This window comes from Nonomuraea sp. NPDC049637 (assembly GCF_040675235.1).
GTDB lineage: Bacteria > Actinomycetota > Actinomycetes > Streptosporangiales > Streptosporangiaceae > Nonomuraea.
Genome location: NZ_JBFAOM010000031.1, coordinates 57,837 through 75,265, shown reverse-complemented (window position 1 = coordinate 75,265; position 17,429 = coordinate 57,837). Strand labels below are relative to the sequence as shown.

The window sequence follows — 17,429 nt, the reverse complement described above, 5'->3', positions numbered from 1 at the left end:
GGGCGCCCGGGACGGGCGCCCCTCACCGGGAACGTGCGGTCAGCGGCCGAGCCGCAGGGTGACCAGCTCGAACGGCCGCAACGTCACCGGGATCGACCGGCCGGGCCGCTCGGGCTCGGCCAGCGGGCGCTCCAGCAGGTCGGTCACGGTCACCGAGGTGACGGGGAAGCCGGCCGTGAGCGTGGCCGCCGCCCGGCCGCCGCGCGACTCGTGGAAGCGCACCACGACGTCGCCGCTGCCGTCGTCGGCCAGCTTGACGGCGGTGATCACGACCGCGTCGTCGTCCACCGTGACCAGCGGTTCTACCTCGGCGGCGCCGGACAGCACCCGCTCGGGCAGGTTGAGGAACCAGCCCTCGCGCACCGCGTCGCCGATCGTCGCGCCGGGCAGCAGCGCGTGCCGGAAGGTGTGCCTGCCCTGGTCGGTCTCGGGGTCGGGGAAGCGGGGGGCGCGCAGCAGCGACACCCGCAGGGTCGTGGTGGTGCCGCCGTCCGCGCGCACGGTCCGGGTCACGTCGTGGCCGTAGGTGGAGTCGTTGACCACGGCCACGCCCCAGCCGGGCTCCTCCAGGTGCACGAACTTGTGGTTGCACGCCTCGAACTTGGCCGCCTCCCAGCTCGTGTTGGTGTGGGTGGCGCGGTAGGCGTGGCCGTACTGGCTCTCGGAGGCGTAGCGCTCGGCGCGCACGTCGAGGGGGAAGGCCAGTTTGAGGAACTTCTCCGTCTCGTGCCAGTCGACCTCGGTGGCGATGTCGACCCGCCGCCCGTCCAGCGAGATCACCTGCGTGACGGACGACCCGCCGAACGAGCGGGTGACGCGGACCGAGCCGGGCCGCTCGCCGGCCGTCACCTCGTCGGCGGCGGTGAGGTCGGCGACGGTGTTGCGGTAGAACTCGTCCACGTCCCAGGCGTCCCACATGTTGGGGAAGTCCTGGTGCAGCTGGAGCAGGTTGGCGGCCTGGCCGGGGGGCAGGCTCTCGCGCCGGGCCCGCAGGTCGTAGGCGGAGACGATCAGGCCGCGGCCGTCCACCTCGACCCGGAGCAGGCCGTTGTGCAGCACGAAGCCGCCGCCCTCGCGGGGTTCCCTGCTCGTCGGGGCCCCCGGTACGGCCGGGGCCGCGCCGCCGGCCGGCACGCCGTTGCGGGCGTGCGGGGCCGCGTTGAAGACCAGCTCGTGGGGGCCCTCTCCGGCCAGGGCCCGCTGGGCGTCGTCGATCAGGCCGGTCAGCTCCTCGGCCAGCGCCGCGTAGGTGGCCCTGGCCTCGCGGTGCACCCAGGCGATCGACGAGCCGGGCAGGATGTCGTGGAACTGGTGCAGCAGCACCGTCTTCCAGATGCGGTCGAGCTGCTCGTACGGGTAGGGCGCGCCGGCCCGTACGGCGGCCGTGGCGGCCCACAGCTCGGCCTCGCGCAACAGCGACTCGCTGCGCCGGTTGCCCTGCTTGGTCTTGGCCTGGCTGGTCAGCGTGGCGCGGTGCAGCTCCAGGTAGAGCTCGCCCACCCAGACCGGCGGGTCGGGGTACTCGGCCTCGGCCTTGGCGAAGAAGGCGGCGGGGGTCTCCCAGGTGACGGTGGCCGAGCCCTCCAGGTCGCGCAGCCGGGCGGCCTTGGCCACCATCTCGCGGGTGGTGCCGCCGCCGCCGTCGCCCCAGCCGGTGGGGGCCAGCGAGTGCCGGGCGACGCCTTTGTCCTTGAAGTTGCGGGCCGCGTGCGCGATCTCCCGGCCGTTCATCGAGCAGTTGTAGGTGTCGACCGGCGGGAAGTGCGTGAACACCCGCGTCCCGTCGATGCCCTCCCACAGGAACGTGTGGTGCGGGAACGTGTTCGTCCGGCTCCACGAGATCTTCTGCGTGAGCAGCCGCTTCGAGCCCGCCGCCTTGATGATCTGCGGCAGCCCGGCCGCGAACCCGAACGTGTCGGGCAGCCACACCTCCTCGTTGTCGACGCCGAACTCGTCGATGAAGAAGCGTTTGCCGTGCACGAACTGGCGGGCCATGGCCTCGGAGCCGGGCATGTTCGTGTCGGACTCCACCCACATGCCGCCGGTCGGGACGAACCGCCCGGCCGCCACGGCCTTGGTCACCTTGGCCCACACCTCGGGCCGGTGCTCCTTGATCCACGCCCACTGCTGGGCCTGCGACATCGCGAACACGAACTCCGGCTCGTCGGCCAGCAGCGCCGTCATGTTGGAGGCCGTACGGGCGACCTTGCGGACGGTCTCGCGCAGCGGCCAGAGCCAGGCCGAGTCGATGTGGGCGTGCCCGACCGCGCTGATCCGGTGCGCCGAGGGCACGGCGGGCGCGGACAGCACGCCGGCCAGCTCGGCGCGGGCCGCCCCGGCGGTGGCGTTGACGTCCTGGAGGTCGATCGCGTCCAGGGCGCGGTCGATGGCCCGGGTGAGCTCCGCGCGGCGGCCGCTGTCGGCGGGCAGCTCGTGCATCAGCTCCCCGGCCACCTCCAGGTCGAGGATCAGGTTCCACACCGTCTCGTCGAACACGGCCAGGTCCATGCGCGCCAGCCGGTACTGCGGCTCGCTGCCCGCCGTCTCCTTGTCGCCGAGCAACGTGGGCACGAACGGCTTGTAGTCCAGCACGACCGGGTTGGAGGCCGCCTCGATCCGCAGCTCGACCTGCTCGCCGCCGGCCACCGGCGCGCCGACGCGCACCCACTGGTTACGCGGGTTGAGCCCCTTCACGGGCGTGCCGTCGGGCAGGTAGACCAGGCCCTCGCACTGGAAGCCGGGCATGTTCTCGTCGAAGCCGAGGTCGAGCACCGCCTCGACGGTCCGGCCCGCCCAGGCGGGCGGGACGGTGCCGGTCACCGTGAACCAGCTCGTCGCCCACGGCGCGCCCCAGGCCGCGCCGACCGCGATCGGCTCGGTCGGGGCCGCCAGCCCTTCGGCGACGGGTACGGGCTCGCCCGGCGCGGTCCAGACGCGCACGTCCATCGGCACGGACTCGGGATAGACGGCCGGGCGCAGACGTTCGTCCAGCACGCGCTTGAGGCGGGCTTCGACCAGGGTGCGGTCGTCATGCATGGAGAGAGACTCCTCGTTCTCGGAACCGGCTCAGCCCTTGATCGCGCCCTCGGCGACGCCCCGGAAGAAGAAGCGCTGCAGCGAGGCGAACAGGAGCACGATGGGCAGGAAGGAGATCATTGTCCCAGCGGCGATGAGACGGGGGTTGGCGCTGAACGTGCCGTTGAGGTACTGCAGTCCGACGGTCAGCGTGAAGTTCTTCGGGTCGTTGAGCACGATGAGCGGCCACAGGAAGTCGTCCCATGCGCCGATGAACGCGAAGATCGTGATCACGCTCAGCATGCCGCGCACGTTCGGCAGCCCGAGCCGGACGAGCCGCTGCCAGGGGGTCGCCCCGTCGATGACCGCCGCCTCGTCCATCTCCTTGGGGATGGCCTGGAAGGCGGTGCGCATCAGCAGCACGTTCAGCATGCCGATCGCGCCGGGCAGCGCCACGCCGAGCAGCGTGTCGGCCAGGCCCATGCCGCGCACGGTGACGTACTGGGAGACGATCGTCACCTCGCCCGGCAGCACGAGCGTGGACAGGAACAGCACCAGGAGCAGCTTGGCGCCCCGGAACTCCAGCCTGGCCAGCGCGAACCCGGCCAGCGTCGCGCCGACCGCGTTGCCGCCCACCACGATGACCGCCACGATCACCGAGTTGAGCGCGTACGTCCACACGGGGATGGTGTCCGCGACGCGCGCGTAGTTCTCCAGCGTCGGCTGGTGCGGGACGAAGCTGGGGGTCTGTGCGAAGACGTCCTCGAACGGGCCCTTCAGCGAGGTGGACAACTGCCACAGGAACGGCAGGATGGTGATCGCCAGGACGAGCAGCAGCAGCGCGTACCGCAGGACCAGCTCCCCCGGCCTGGTGGCGCCGAACCCGCCCCGGCCCCGGCGGCGGCCGCCGTGCCGCCCCGGGCGGGCCACCGCGGCGGCGGGTCGCGGGCTCGCCTTCATAGCGGCCATGTCAGTCCGCCTTCCTGTTGAGCCGGGTCAGCAGGAGCATCGGGCCGATCGTGATGACGAAGAGCAGGATGCTCAGCGCCGAGGCGTAGCCGAAGTGGCCGTAGAAGCCGCGGCTGTACATCTGGATCAGCATGACCAGCGACATCGCCCGCCCGCCCGGACCGCCGGTGCCGTTGGACAGCACGAACAGCTCGGAGAACACGCGCAGGGCCGACACCGAGACCAGCACCGACACCAGCAACATCGTGTTGCGCACGCCGGGCACCGTCACGCTCCAGAACCGGCGCACGGCCCCCGCCCCGTCCACGGCCGCGGCCTCGTGCAGTTCGCGCCGCACGTTCCCGAGCGCCGACAGGTAGATGATCATGTAGTAGCCCAGCCCCTTCCACACCGTCAGGGTGATGGCGCTGAGGACCAGCAGCCACCGGTCGGTCAGGAACGGCAGCGGCCCCTGCAGCACGCCCATCGCCTGCATGAGCCCGTTGATCAGGCCCCGGTCGCTCAGCAGCCAGCTCCAGATCAGCGCGACCACGACGGCGGAGGCGACGACCGGCGTGTAGAAGGCGGTGCGGAAGAACGTGATGCCGGGGATCTTCTTCTCCACCAGGATCGCCAGCAGCAGCGGCAGCAGGGTGAGCACCGGCAGGCAGACCAGCATGAACACGACGCTGTTGAGCAGCGCGTCGCCCAGCTGGTCGTCGTCGAGCATGCGGCCGAAGTTGGCCAGCCCGGTGAAGTGCCCGCCGCTGAGCGGCTTGGCGTTGGTGAAGGCCAGCACCAGCGTGTTCAGCGAGGGCCAGACGTTGAAGACGAGCAGCCACAACGCGGCGGGCGCCACCAGCAGCCAGGGGGTGAGCCGGCGGCGGAGGGCGCCCTGTGCGGGGATCGCGGGGGTGATCACTGGTTGAGCAGCTCGTTGCACTTGGCGACCGCGGCGTCCAGCGCCTCCTTGGCGGAGACCTCGCCGTTGAGCGCGAGGGCGATCTGCTGGCGGATGAACTTGCTCATCGCCTCGGTCACCTCGACCGGCTGCAGCACCTTGGCGCTGGCCAGCGACTTGAAGGCGATGACCTTGGCGTCGCCGGCGTTGGTGCCGTCGCTCCGGGTGAAGAACGGGTCGCCGGCCGAGGCCTTGGTGCTGGGGAAGACGCTGACCTCGTGCGCGAACGCCGCCTGGTTCTCGGCGCTGGTCACCCAGCGGGCCAGCGCGATCGCCGCGGCCGGGTTCTTGCTCTTCTTCGACACCGACAGGCCCTGCACGTACAGCGGCGGGGTGCCCATCGCGGTCGAGGGCACGACCTTGGGCGCGAGCGAGGGGTTGTCGGTCTTGACGGCGATGATGTGGTTGGCGCCGGCCGTCGTCCAGGCCACGGTGCCCTCGTTGAACAGCTTGGCGTTGCCCGCGTAGGTGTCGGTCAGCACGTCGCGCGGCAGTAAGCCCTCCTTGAAGGCGGCCCGGTACTTCTCGATCACCGCGACGGCCTCGGGGGTGTTGAAGACGAAGCTCTTGCCGTCGTCGGACAGCAGTTTCACGCCCGCCTGCGCCAGGTCGCCCAGCTCGGGGCGGCGGCTCATCAGGTAGGTCTTGCCGCCGGACTTCTCCTTGTACGTCCTGGCCTGCTCGACCAGCTCGTCGAACGTCGTCGGCGGCTTGGCCGCGTCGAGTCCGTTCTTCTTCATCAACTCGGAGTTCCAGTAGTTGACGTCGGTGTTGAGGTACCAGGGGTAACCGTAGGTGCCGGGGTAGCCGCGGAAGGTGTAGGCGTCGATGCCGCCCGCGACGTACTCGTCGGCGAGCTTGGGGTCGGCGGCGGCGACGTCGAGCAGCATGCCCTGCTGGACCAGGGGCCTGGCGAAGTCCGGGGGCAGGTTGGTGACGTCGGGGAGTGTTCCGGAGGCGGCCTGGTTCAGTACCTTCTCGGAGTAGGCGTCCGCCGGCTGGTCGAGCCATTCGACCTTCGTGCCGGGGTACTTCTTCTCGAAGGCGGCGATGACGCCCTCGACGTACGCCGTGAACTTGGGCTTCAGGGCCCACGTCTGGAGGCTGACAGTGCCCTTCACCTCTCCCGTGGCCGCCGCGGTCGGGGCGGCGGCTCCCGGCTCGGCGGACCCGCCGAGGCCGCAGCCCGAGACGACCATGACGGCTGCCACCGCCGGGCCCGTCCAGTACCTACGCATGGCGCTCTCCTTGGTTACTAAATCGCTCTAGTTGCGGGACTATTCACCTGGCTAGACTCGTGTGTCAATAGCTGAGACGAATTCGTGAAGGAGCAGTGGTGCGCCGACCGACGATCACCGACATCGCCGAGCGGGTCGGGGTTTCCAAGGGCGCGGTGTCCTTCGCGCTCAACGGCCGCCCGGGGGTCGGAGAGGCCACCCGCGCGCGAATCCTGCAGGTCGCCAAGGAGATGAACTGGCGTCCGCACAGCGCCGCCCGGGCCCTGGGCGGGGCGCGCGCGGAGGCGGTGGGCCTGGTCATCGCCCGCCCCGCCAGCGCACTCGGCGTGGAGCCGTTCTTCGCCCAGTTACTGTCCGGCCTGCAGTCGGGGCTGTCGGCCCAGGCCGTCGCGCTGCAACTGCTGATCGTGGAGGACGCCGAGGCCGAGATGGAGATCTACCGCGAGTGGACCTCCGCCCACCGGGTCGACGGCTTCGTCATGGTGGACCTCATGGTCCGCGACCCGCGCATCGCGGTGCTGGAGGAGCTGGGCGTGCCCGCCGTCGTCCTGGGCGGGCCGGGCCGGCACGGGTCGTTGTCGAGCGTCTGGGCCGACGACCGGGAGGCCATGTTGTCGATCGTGGACTACCTGGCCGCGCTCGGTCACCGCAGGATCGCGCACGTCGCGGGCCTGCCGGCGTTCCGGCACACCCAGCGGCGCGCCCGCGCGCTGCGCGACCGGGCGGGGCGGCTGGCCCTGGAGGAGGCGGTGTCGGTGCACACCGACTTCAGCGACTCCGAGGGCGCCGCCGCGACGCGCGCGCTGCTGTCGCGGCCCCGCCGGCCCACCGCCATCGTCTACGACAGCGACGTGATGGCCCTGGCCGGGCTGGGGGTGGCCGGCGAGATGGGGGTGAAGGTGCCCGACGACCTGTCCATCGTGGCCTTCGACGACTCGGTGCTCACGCGGATCACCCACCCCGCGATCACCGCGCTCTCCCGCGACACCTTCGCCTTCGGCAAGCGGCTGGCCGAGGTGATGCTGGAGGTCATCGCCGACCCTGAACAGCGCAAGGACGTCAAGACCGAGACCCCCCGGCTGACGGTCCGGGAGAGCACGGCGGCTCCGGGGGCTTGGCAGGGCGACTAAATCGCTTTAGGCTCCGCCGGGAGATCGTACGACCCCCGGAGGACGCGTGCCCCTGCTCGACCCCCTTCGCCACGGCGCCAACTACGTGCCCTCCGCCGGCTGGTTCCACAGCTGGCTCGACCTGTCGCTCGACGCGGTCCGCCGCGACTTCGAGGACCTGGCCTCGATCGGCCTGGACCACGTGCGCGTGTTCCCGATCTGGCCGTGGATCCAGCCCAACCCGGGGCTGGTCCGGCAGCGCGGCGTGGCGGACCTGCTGGCGGTGATCGACGTCGCGGCCGAGTTCGGCCTGTCCGTCGCCGTGGACCTGCTCCAGGGGCACCTGTCCAGCTTCGACTTCCTGCCCTCCTGGGTGCTCACCTGGCACCGGCGCAGCCTGTTCACCGACCGCGGCGCGCGCGACGCCATCGCCGCCTACGCCGACCGGCTCGCCCGCGCCGTCGCCACCCGCGGCAACGTGTTCGCCGTCACGCTCGGCAACGAGGTCAACAACCTCTACCCCAGCAACGCCACCACCCCAGAGGCGTCCACGGCGTGGGCCGCCGAGCTGATCGACGTCGTGCGTGCGGCCGCGCCCGGCCTGCTCGCCCTCCACTCCCTGTACGACGCCACCTGGTACGACCCGAAGCACCCCTTCCACCCCGCCGACAACGTGGACCTGGGCGACCTGACCACGGTGCACTCCTGGGTGTTCAACGGCGTCTCCGCGATCGACGGCCCGCTCGGCCCGGCCACCGTCTCGCACGCCGACTACCTGGTCGAGCTGGCCGCGGCCACCTCGCTCGACCCGGCCAGGCCCGTCTGGCTGCAGGAGATCGGGGTGCCCAGGCCGGACGTGCCCGAGGCCGCGACCGCCGAGTTCGTCCGCCGCACGCTCGACGCGGTGACCGTCAACCCCGCCCTGTGGGGTGTCACCTGGTGGTGCTCCCACGACCTGGACCGTTCCCTCTCCGACTTCCCCGAGCGGGAGTACGAGCTGGGCCTGTTCACCGTGGACCACCGTCCCAAGCCGGCGGCCAAGGAGCTCGCCGCAATCATCGGCGAGCGCCGCGGCCGTGCCGAGGCGAGCCGTCCGGCCCTGCGGTGCGACGTGGACCTGCGGACCGAGCCCGGACGCCGGGCCGAGGTCGCGCCGGGCAGCGCCTTCCACGCCGCATGGGTCCGGCTGCGCCAGGCCGGGCCCGTGGCCATCGTCGCCGGCGACCGCGCCGACGACCCCGCCCACCTCGCGACCCGGCGCATCGGCACCGTCCTCACCCCGGAGTGAACGGCGGGCCGACCGCGTGATCATCGATTTCCTGAAGGGAAGACCGTGTCAGTCGCCATCGTCTCCGTGGAGTCCACGGACCTGTTCACGGGCACCGAGGACGCCCCGCGCCAGCTGCTGCGCGTGACGCTCGACGGCCCGCCGGCCCGGGTCGCCGTCACCGGCCCGGGCGTGTCCGGGGAGGCGGAGGGCGCGGGCGAGGTCGAGGTCCCGCTGGAGATCGCCGACCCGGTCCCGGGGGCCGAGCTGCCGGTCGTGGTGACGGCGGGCGGCGCGCGGGCCGAGGCCGTGGTGGTCGTGGCCGAGCCCGGCTGGACGATGTTCCTGGTCTCCCACTTCCACTACGACCCGGTGTGGTGGAACACGCAGGCGGCCTACACCTCGCCGTGGGAGCTGCTGTCCGGGGACGCCACCACCCGCCCGCTGTGGGAGCGCAACGGGTTCGCGCTGGTGGAGGCGCACCTGGACCTGGCGCTGCGCGACCCCGTCTACAAGTTCGTGCTGGCCGAGATCGACTATCTCAAGCCGTACTTCGACGTCCGTCCCGAGCGCCGGGCCGACCTGCGGCTGCTGATGGAGCGCGGGCAGGTCGAGCTGGTCGGGGGGACGTACAACGAGCCCAACACCAACCTCACCGGCGCCGAGGTCACGATCAGGAACATCGTGTACGGCATCGGCTACCAGCGCGACATCCTCGGCGGGGACCCGGCGACGGCGTGGCAGCTCGACGCGTTCGGGCACGACCCGCAGTTCCCCGGATACCTCGCCGCGGCGGGGCTGACCGGCAGCGCGTGGGCGCGCGGGCCCTTCCACCAGTGGGGGCCGATCCAGAAGAACTTCGGCGAGGCCAAGGACGACGCCCGGGTGATGCAGTTCCCGAGCGAGTTCGAGTGGATCGCCCCGTCGGGGCTCGGCGTGCTGACGCACTTCATGCCGCACCACTACTCGGCCGGCTGGTGGATGGACTCCGCCGCCGACCTGGCGAGCGCCGAGCACGCCGTGTACGAGCTGTACCGCAAGCTCAAGCCGGTCGGGGCGACGCGGAACCTGCTGCTGCCCGTGGGCACCGACTACACCCCGCCCAACAAGTGGGTCACCGAGATCCACCGTTCCTGGAACGCCCGCTACGTCTGGCCGCGCTTCGTCTGCGCCACCCCGCGCGACTTCCTCGACGCGGTCCGGGCCGAGCTGGCGGCCACCGGACGCCGTCCCAGCCCGCAGACCCGCGACATGAACCCGGTCTACACCGGCAAGGACGTCTCCTACATCGACACCAAGCAGGCGCAGCGGGCGGGCGAGGTGGCCGCCGTGGACGCGGAGAAGCTGGCCACCCTGGCCGCGCTCGAAGGGCTCGGGACCTACCCCGAGGCCGCGCTGGACAAGGTGTGGCGGCAGCTGGCCTACGGGGCACACCACGACGCGATCACCGGCAGCGAGTCCGACCAGGTCTACCTGGACCTGTTGTCCGGCTGGCGCGAGGCGTACGACCTGGCCGGCGCGGTGCGCGACGTGTCGCTCGCCTCGCTCGTCGCGCGCGTGGACACCGGCGGCGAAGGCGTCGCGGTCGTCGTCGCGAACACGTTGTCGTTCGACCGGTCGGCGCCGGTGGCCGTACGGCTGCCCGCCGGGCTCGACGGCGGACGGGTGCTCGACGACGCCGGCGTGGACGTGCCGTGCGTCGTGGACCGGGGGACCCTGCGTTTCCTGGCCGAGGACGTGCCCGCCACCGGGTGGCGCACCTGGCGTCTCCTGCCGGGATCGTCCCGGCCCGGTGCGGCGGCCGCATGGATCTCCGCGCCCGGCGTGACCGTCGAGAACGCCCGTTACCGCGTCACCGCCGACCCCGGCCGCGGCGGCTGCCTGTCGGCCGTCCTGGACAAGAAGGCGGGGCGCGAGCTGCTCCGGCCCGGCTGCGTCGGCAACGAGCTGCGGGTCTACGAGGAGTACCCCGCCCATCCCGACTTCGGCGAGGGCCCCTGGCACCTGGTGCCCAAGGGCCCGGTCGTCGGCGCGGCGCAGGGCGCGGCCGAGGTGCGGCGCGAGACCTGCCCGCTCGGCGAGCGCCTGGTGATCACCGGCACGGTGGACGGCATCGGCTACGAGCAGACCGTCACCCTCTGGGACGGCGTGGACCACGTGGACCTGACCACCCGCGTCCTGGACTACCGCGGCGCGGACCGGCTGCTGCGGCTCAGCTTCCCCGCCGATCTGCCCGGCGCGCTGCCGGTGAGCGAGGTGGCCGGGGCCGTGGTCGGACGCGGGTTCGCCCTGCCCGACGTGGACGCCGCCGAGGCGCCGTGGACCCTCGACAACCCCGCCAACACCTGGTTCGGCCTGGGCTCCACCGCCCGCGTCGCCCTCGCCGGCCCGGACGGCCGGCCGCTGGGCGAGCGGGCGCTCGGCGTGGCGGAGGTGGTCGTGCCCGGCCCGGACGACGCCGCCGGCGTGCGCGACCTGCTGGTGGCGCTGGTCAGGGCCGGGGTCACCGCGACCACGGCCGGGGCGGACTGGTCCAGGTACGGCTGGCTCGACGTCGACTCCAACCTGCCCGACTTCCGCGTCATGGTCGGCGGCCCGCGGGAGAACGACGCGGTGCGCGAGCTGCTGGAACGCGCGGGCCCTGCCTATGCCGAGGTCCTGGAGCGGGACGGGCGCGTCTGGGTGCCCGCCGCCCGGCCGCTGCGCGAGGTCTGGCGGCCCAACGCGGACCTGCGTGACCTGCGGGCGCTGCCCGCCCTGGTCACCACCGATCCCGCCGCACTGACCGCCGACCTCGCCGACGCCCGCGTGAGCTCCGCCTGCCCCGGCGAGGTCCCGGAGTCCGAGCTGCTCACCGGCCACACCGTCGCGCTGCTCACCTACGGCCTGCCGGGGTTCGCCGTCGATCCGGCCGGCACGCTGCACCTGTCGCTGATGCGCTCGTGCACCGGGTGGCCGTCCGGGGTGTGGATCGACCCGCCCCGCCGTACGCTGCCCGACGGAGCGGGCTTCCAGCTCATGCACTGGACCCACGAGTTCCGTTACGCGCTGGTCTCCGGCGAGGGCGACTGGCGCACGCTGACGCTGCCCGCCCGGGGGCAGGAGTTCAACCATCCGCTGTACGCCGTGATCGCCGAGCCGCACGGGGGCCCGCTGCCGCCGACCCGGTCGTACCTGAAGGTCGAGCCCGCCCGCGAGGTGCTGGTCGGCACCCTCAAGCCGACCGGCAACCCGACCGCGCACGGGTCGGCCGCCGCGGCGGACCCGGCCGCGGGGGTGACCGTGCGGCTGATGGAGTCCACCGGGCTCGGCCGCGACGCCGTCCTCTCCGGTGTGCTCACCCTCCGCGAGACGCACCGCGCCGACCTGCTCGAACGGCGGCGCGGACCCGTCCAGGGGGCTGTCGCGCTGACCGGCGCCGAGGTCGCCACCGTGATCGGCCTGCCCTCCCTGCCGACCGGACCCGTCCTGCCGCCGAAAGGCTCGGCCCGCGGCGGTGCGGTGCTCGGGCCTGCGGGTGGGTCGCCGCGCGGCGGTGCGGTGCTGGGGCCGGTGGCCGAGGTGGCTCAGCCGGTGCATGCGCGGTACTGGCTGCACAACCGGGGGCCGGCGCCGATGGGCTACCTGCCGGTGAGCGTCACGGCGTCGCCGGGCCTGGTGCGGACCGGGGGCGAGCCCGCCGAGCTGACGGTGGTGCTCTCCTCGCACCTGCTCGACGCCGACGTGGAAGGAGCCGTGGAGATCCTCGTCCCCGAGGGCTGGACGGCCGGTGTGACGCGGCGCCCGTACCGGCTGGCGGCGGGCGGGCACGTACGGTTCCCGGTCACGGTGACCCCTCCCCCGGGCGTCGGGCCCGGCCTGTACTTCGTCGCCGCCCGGATCCGGCACGACGGCCAGACCGTCGAGGACGTGGTCACCGTCGCCGTCGGCGACCTGCCCGGCGTGCTGCCCGTGCCCGGTGAGATCCCGGAGGAGTGGGTGGCCGCGCAGGGCAGCAAGGACCGTCCCGGCCGCGACACCGGGCTGTCGGTGGAGGTGACCACGCCATCGGTGCGCGTCGCCCCCGGCGGGCGGGCCGTGCTGGGGCTGGCGCTGCACAACCGCACGAACGGCGAGATCCGGGGCGAGCTGCAGGTCGTCTCGCCCTGGGGCACGTGGGACCTGATCGCCGCCCCGGTCCGCGGGTTCGTCCTGGCGGCCGGCGAGCGCACGGTCGCCGAGTTCGAGGTGTCGGCACCCCGCGACGCCGCCTCCGGCTCCGCATGGGCCCTGGGCAAGGTCATGTGGTTCGGCCGCTGCCAGTACGCGCCGACCGTCGAACTGCTGGTGACCCCGTGACCCGCTCCCCCCGCCCCGACCATCCCCGGTGCGATTCTGAGACCTCCGCGCATGAGGCCGGCCATCCGGACTTCGCCCATGCGCCCGTCACCGGCGAGCCGGTGGCGGCCGGTGTGGGGCCGGTGCTCGGGTGGCTCGACGGCTGCCCGCTCCCCCGCTTCGAGCTGGACCGGCGGCTCGCAGCCCTGCGGGCCGGCCCGAGGTCCGCGGCGCTTCCGGCACCGGGCACGGCCGAGGACCGGCAGCTCACGCGCTGGGTGGCCCAGGTGGTGCTGACCGAGCACCTGTGCGCCGCCGAGGCCACAGCCCGCGGACTGCCCCTGGACAAGCCCCCACCACCCCGCCCCGACCGGTCCCCCACCGACGCGCTCGCGGCACGGCCCGGCCAGCCCGCCAACGCCCCTGCGGTACGGCTCGATCAGCGGGCGGCTGTTGAGTTGGGGTCGATCGTTGCGGCGGCCTACGAGGGCAGCGCCGCCGTCCGGGCCGTCTACGAGGCCGTCACCGCCGGCGTCACCGTCTCGGCGTCTGAGGTAGCCGGGTACCGGGAGGCCACCGCGCGACCGCCCGCCGGACCGACATGGCGGCTACGCACCCCGGACGGCGAGTTCGACGCCGAACCGGGTTCGCTGCCCGTCGCCCTGGCCGAGGCCCTGGCCGCCGCCGCACCGGGCCGGACGGTGACCGCCGGCCCTTGGACCGCCACCCTCGTCGCCTGTCACGACCCCGCCCCGGACCGGGACGCACCCGCCGACGGCCTTCTCGACTCCGCGCGCAGGGTGGCGTTCGTACGCTGGCTCGACCACGCCCGCGCCCACCGGCTGCGACTGGTGCCGGGCCTCGAACACCCCGGCGACCCCGCACAACCCGACAACCACCACCGCCACTGACCCAACCGGACCCGGCCCGTTCACATCCCTCGCCCTCGACCAGGCGGCGGCACCCCGCGACCCGGCCGGCCGTTCACGTGCTCGCCGCCCGTACCGAGAAGCTCAGCCCAGTTTCCCGGAGCCTTGGGCGCTGCGGCGCGCTTCGAGGGCGTCCAGGATCAGGTCCAGGCCGTAGCCGAACTCGCTGGTGTGGTCGTAGCCCGGCCGCAGGGCGTGGTCGCGGATCATCTCGGCGAGGTACGGCAACTCCTTCTCCGGCAACTGCCGGAGGATGTCACCGGCCACGTCCTCGACATCGTCAGGCGTCGCCATCGGCAGGTTCGCCTCCTGCAGGACGAACCCCGAGACGTAGCTGTCGATCAGCGACACGGCGTGCGCGGCCATCGGCAGCGTGAACCCCGCCTCCCGCAGGACGCCCAGGACGGCGTCGTGGTGGCGCAGCGTCGCCGGCCCCGGATCGCGGCGGGAGTCCATCAGGCCGAGGGCCCAGCTGTGCCGCGACAACACCGTGCGGGCGGAGACGGCTCGCGTACGGATCGCATCGCGCCAATCGTCACATCCGGCACCCGGCAACTCGATCGCCGCGAACACCATGTCGACCACGCCGTCGAGGATCGCGTCCTTGTTGGGCACGTGGTGGTAGAGCGACATGGCCTCCACGCCCAGTTCCTGGGCCACCCGGCGCATCGTGATCGCCTCCGCGCCGCCCCGGTCCGCGACCCGGATCGCGGCTTCCAGGACGAGGACTCTGCTGAGCGGTTGCGACGGCATGACGGCTCCGGTGAGGACGGGTTGACAGCCTTACGAGCGTAAGCCAACCTTACACCCGTAAGCGGCCTTACGACCGTAAGGCTGTCCTGGCGCTTGACGGAGCTCGCAGAAGGAGATTTCCATGCCGATGCCGAAGTGGTGGGGGCACGTGAACAAGAAGGTGTTCAACCCCCGCGCGATAACCGGCGGCAAATGGCCGGTGCTGATTCACGTCGGCCGCGTTTCCGGCGCCACGTACCGCACGCCGCTCGACGCGCATCCCGTCGACGGCGGTTACCTGTTCGTGCTGGTTTATGGATCGCGTTCGGACTGGGTGCAGAACGTCCTGGCGGCGGGGAACGCGCGGCTCCGCGTCGGCGGGAGGGAGGTGGAACTCACCGCCCCCCGCCTTGTCGGGGAGGACGAGGCGTTCCAGGCCCTCCCCGAGAAAGTGGCACGCCCACCGAAGCTGCTCCGCATCACCGAGTTCCTGCGCATGGACCTGCTCACCGGCTGACCGCCACGACGATCTCGGGACAAGAATCGTGCACACGAACAGGCGGGCAACCGCAATTGCCGGCACGCTGGTCATCCTTGGCATGATCGCCGGCGCGCTGAGCGTCGTTCCCGCTGTCGATGAACCACGCCGTCTCGCTCTCGTCTCCGCACACGAGGGCCAGGTCCTCCTCGGCGCAGTCGCTCAGTCCATCATGATCCCCGCCTATGTCGGGTTCGCGCTGTTGCTGTATCCGATGGTGCGGGCGCAGAACGAAGCACTCAGCCTGGGTTTCCTCGGGTTCAGGCTGATCGCGGCGACGTTCCACTTCGTCGGCGTCATCATCCTGCCCTTGTTCCTCGTCCTGGGCCAGGAGCTCACCCAGGCCGACGCTGCCGCCGCACCCGGCATCAAGGCCGCAGGAGAATTACTGCGGACGGCGCGCGATCTGGTCAATCACGTCGCATTGATCATCTCGCTGAGCCTTGGAGATCTCCTGTTGTTCCGCATTCTGTGGCGGTCGAGATCGATCCCTCGATGGTTGTCCGGGTGGGGACTCCTGGCGATCGCGGCAGCCGTGTCGGCGAGTCTCCTCGTGCTGCTTCGCGTGATCGACGTGGTCACGCCGCTCTATCTGGCCATGAACGCGCCACTGGCCCTGCAGAGCTTCGTCTTCGCCGTGTGGCTGATGACGAGAGGCTTCGTCACGAAGAACCCGTAGCTACCGCCGCCGCCGGCTCGTCAGGTAGGACAGGGCCTTCGCGAAGGCGGCGTCGTGGCCGCCGTTCAGTTCCTCGTCGCTGAGGACGCCGGGGACGGACAGGTGCGGCGGGATGCCCGTGACGTCGAAGGAGGTCCCGTCGCGGGTCAGGAAACGCTCGTTGGGCAGCGCGAAGCTCCACCCGTTGGGCAGCCGCCGCCACAGGAAGTCGGAGAAGGCCCCCTGGGTGTTCTCCCCGATCCGCTCGGGCCGGGGCGTCCGTCCCGTCATGGCCTGGGTGAACGTCTCGCCCGCGCTGATGGTCAGGCTGCTGGTGAGCATCGCGATGGGGCCCGTGTACAGCGGTCCGGCCGCCGGCCGTACCGGCACCGGCTGAGGACGGGTGAACCCGGGCGGATCGCCCGGGGTGTTGCGGGCCTGCTTGGCGTACGCCTGGTACGGCCTGCCGGTGAGCCTGGAGGCCAGCCGCAGGCCGAGTGCGTCGTAGCCGCCCAGATTGACGCGGACGTCGAGGATGAGACCGCGCAGCCGGCCGGGCCCCGACGTGCGGGACACGGTGAAGATCTCGTCGAGCGCCCGGTCCTGCTCGGCCGCGTTGGGCTCGAAGCCGCCGTCGGCGTAGCCGTCGAACGCGCCCAGCCGCAGGTAGCCCAGGCCGCCCGGGAGGTCGGCGTACCCGATCACGGCTCGTCCCCACTGTTGCAGGGGTTTGCGGGTGTCGTTCCGCTCGACGAACTCCCGGACGCGTTCGGTGAAGGCCACGAAGGCCGGCACCCCGTCCAGTTGCCTGGTGCCCGGACGCAACGGTCTGGCGAACTGCCTGCCGCCCGCGATGAGCGCGGTGTGCGCGTCCCCGAGCTCCTTGAGCACGTCGCGCAGTACGGCGAACAGCTCCTCGTCCCCGCTGCCCGGACCGATCCTGGACCGGTACCGGTCCCGTACGGCTCGCCAGTCGACGCCCTTGGTGGCGAAGAACGGGTAGTTCTCGGCGAAGGTCGTCCAGAAGACGTCGAACACCTTCACCTGATCAGCGGGCGTGGGGATGGCGCAGGCCCGGGGCAGGCGGGGCAGCCTGCGCAGGTCGATGGCGCCGACGCTGCCCGGGTACCGTAGCCGCGCCCGGCCGGCCCCCCGCGTCTCGACGACGATCCGCCGGGCGCCTTCCCGGGCCGTGAAGGACGCCGAGTCGCGCGTCCGCGCCGTATGTTCCGCCGAGAGCACCCCGCGCAGGCAGCTGATCGCCGTCGTGTCGTAGGTGGTGAGCCGCCCCTGGCCGATGTCGAAGACGGTGCCGTACCCGTCGGCCCGCCAGAGGCCGTCCAGCGGCTGCCGTCCGGCGGCGGCGTCCGCGGGCGGTGCGGCGACCTGCCCCGCCACGGCGACGCCCAGCGCGGCCAGTACGGCGGCCAGCCGCCGGGCCGTCCGTCCGCGCCCCTTTTTTCTGCTGTCGAGATCGCTGTTGTCGGTCATGGTGCTGTCGAGATCGCTGTTGTCGGTCATGGGATCCGACGCTAGGCAGCGTGCTTCGGCGCAGGCGTCCGACGGCGGTGGGCCGGCTCTTCGGCGCAGGCGTCCGACGGCGGTGGGCCGGCTCTTCGGCGAACGACTTCGCGCCCGTACTGACCGCGTTCTCCCGTGAAGGATTTCGGGCCGGCGCGGTAAGTACAGGTGACCGCATACGCCAGGAAAGGTCGGT

The 17,429-nt window shown here is 72.2% G+C and carries 12 protein-coding genes; 6 read left to right on the top strand and 6 right to left on the bottom strand.

Features of this window, described 5'->3' with window-relative positions:
- Positions 1 to 39 precede the first annotated feature (39 nt).
- The 4 genes from AB0J71_RS33915 to AB0J71_RS33900 are packed head-to-tail and all read right to left on the bottom strand — an operon-like array spanning position 40 to position 6,162.
- Positions 40 to 3,036 carry a glycoside hydrolase family 38 C-terminal domain-containing protein gene (locus tag AB0J71_RS33915; RefSeq protein ID WP_364417972.1) on the bottom strand — a complete coding sequence of 999 codons (2,997 nt, stop codon included), beginning with the start codon at positions 3,034 to 3,036 and terminating at the stop codon, positions 40 to 42.
- Between the two features lie 30 nt (positions 3,037 to 3,066).
- Complete coding sequence (locus tag AB0J71_RS33910) at positions 3,067 to 3,984, bottom strand: carbohydrate ABC transporter permease (RefSeq protein ID WP_352325014.1); 918 nt, start codon at positions 3,982 to 3,984, stop codon at positions 3,067 to 3,069.
- A gap of 1 nt (position 3,985) precedes the next feature.
- Entirely contained in the window at positions 3,986 to 4,885 is a 900-nt protein-coding gene (locus AB0J71_RS33905; protein WP_352325015.1) for a sugar ABC transporter permease, read from the bottom strand.
- Positions 4,882 to 6,162 carry a sugar ABC transporter substrate-binding protein gene (locus tag AB0J71_RS33900; protein WP_352325017.1) on the bottom strand — a complete coding sequence of 427 codons (1,281 nt, stop codon included), beginning with the start codon at positions 6,160 to 6,162 and terminating at the stop codon, positions 4,882 to 4,884. Before AB0J71_RS33900 ends, AB0J71_RS33905 begins: the two co-directional genes overlap by 4 nt.
- A gap of 98 nt (positions 6,163 to 6,260) precedes the next feature.
- Between AB0J71_RS33900 and AB0J71_RS33895 the strand changes: the two genes are divergently transcribed.
- The 4 genes from AB0J71_RS33895 to AB0J71_RS33880 are packed head-to-tail and all read left to right on the top strand — an operon-like array spanning position 6,261 to position 13,766.
- Positions 6,261 to 7,292: a LacI family DNA-binding transcriptional regulator gene (locus AB0J71_RS33895; RefSeq protein WP_352325018.1), complete on the top strand. Its 1,032-nt coding sequence runs from the start codon at positions 6,261 to 6,263 to the stop codon at positions 7,290 to 7,292.
- A 46-nt stretch (positions 7,293 to 7,338) separates the two neighbouring features.
- Positions 7,339 to 8,559 (top strand): glycosyl hydrolase, encoded by a 1,221-nt coding sequence (locus AB0J71_RS33890; RefSeq protein ID WP_364417970.1) that lies wholly within the window; start codon positions 7,339 to 7,341, stop codon positions 8,557 to 8,559.
- 45 nt (positions 8,560 to 8,604) lie between these two features.
- Complete coding sequence (locus AB0J71_RS33885; protein ID WP_364417968.1) at positions 8,605 to 12,876, top strand: NEW3 domain-containing protein; 4,272 nt, start codon at positions 8,605 to 8,607, stop codon at positions 12,874 to 12,876.
- On the top strand, positions 12,873 to 13,766 hold the full coding sequence (locus tag AB0J71_RS33880; RefSeq protein ID WP_364417966.1) for a hypothetical protein: 894 nt from the start codon (positions 12,873 to 12,875) through the stop codon (positions 13,764 to 13,766). Before AB0J71_RS33885 ends, AB0J71_RS33880 begins: the two co-directional genes overlap by 4 nt.
- Before the next feature lie 102 nt (positions 13,767 to 13,868).
- Here AB0J71_RS33880 and AB0J71_RS33875 read toward each other — a convergent pair whose 3' ends face one another.
- Entirely contained in the window at positions 13,869 to 14,537 is a 669-nt protein-coding gene (locus AB0J71_RS33875) for a TetR/AcrR family transcriptional regulator (protein WP_364417964.1), read from the bottom strand.
- A gap of 121 nt (positions 14,538 to 14,658) precedes the next feature.
- Between AB0J71_RS33875 and AB0J71_RS33870 the strand changes: the two genes are divergently transcribed.
- Positions 14,659 to 15,033: a nitroreductase family deazaflavin-dependent oxidoreductase gene (locus AB0J71_RS33870; RefSeq protein ID WP_352327107.1), complete on the top strand. Its 375-nt coding sequence runs from the start codon at positions 14,659 to 14,661 to the stop codon at positions 15,031 to 15,033.
- Between the two features lie 28 nt (positions 15,034 to 15,061).
- Positions 15,062 to 15,733 carry a DUF4386 domain-containing protein gene (locus AB0J71_RS33865; RefSeq protein WP_364417962.1) on the top strand — a complete coding sequence of 224 codons (672 nt, stop codon included), beginning with the start codon at positions 15,062 to 15,064 and terminating at the stop codon, positions 15,731 to 15,733.
- Here the strand turns inward: AB0J71_RS33865 and AB0J71_RS33860 are convergent, their stop codons facing one another.
- Entirely contained in the window at positions 15,734 to 17,233 is a 1,500-nt protein-coding gene (locus AB0J71_RS33860) for a S41 family peptidase (protein WP_364417959.1), read from the bottom strand. It abuts the gene before it with no gap.
- Positions 17,234 to 17,429 lie beyond the last annotated feature (196 nt).